This is a genomic window from Streptomyces flavofungini (assembly GCF_041028215.1).
In the GTDB taxonomy this organism is placed as follows: domain Bacteria; phylum Actinomycetota; class Actinomycetes; order Streptomycetales; family Streptomycetaceae; genus Streptomyces; species Streptomyces flavofungini_B.
In genome coordinates this window covers 1-476 of the sequence record NZ_JASKYR010001374.1, presented here as the reverse complement: position 1 = coordinate 476, position 476 = coordinate 1, and the positions used below count along the sequence as shown (strand labels likewise).

Sequence of the window (476 nt, the reverse complement as noted above, 5' to 3'; positions counted from 1 at the left end):
GGCCGCACCCCCCGCCTCCCCCCGAAAGGAGGCGAGGTTGTGGCGGGCGATCAGGGTGTGGGGGTGGTCCGGGCCCTGCACTCGCATCCGGTGGGCCAGCAGATGCTCCAACGCGGCGGCGGCACCGGCCGCATCCCCCGCCCTACCCCGCCAGTGGGCGAGGTTGCTGCGGGCCGCCAGCGTGTCAGGGTGGTCCGGGCCCAGGCGGTGGCCGGTGGTCTCGGCCAAGCGATGGAAGTGGGCGGTGGCGGCGGCGGCCTGGCCGGCTTCACCGAGGCTCTTGCCGGTGAGGAAGAGTACATCGTGGGAGTCAGGTCGGTACAGGGCGTCTTCTGCGGTACGGATGAGGGCGTCGGTGTTGGCGCGCAGGGCCTGGGCGAGGGCAGTGTCGCGTTCAATGGCGGGCCAGGCGGTGGTAAGGGTGTCGGCGGCGGTGCGAGCGAGCCGGTCGTGCTGGTCGGGGGTGAGGGTGTCAC

General features: G+C 73.1%; 1 pseudogene. It reads right to left on the bottom strand.

The annotated features are described in order from the left end of the window. Nucleotides 1–476 (bottom strand): annotated as a pseudogene (locus tag AB8Z36_RS41145) (tetratricopeptide repeat protein); the annotation flags it as partial.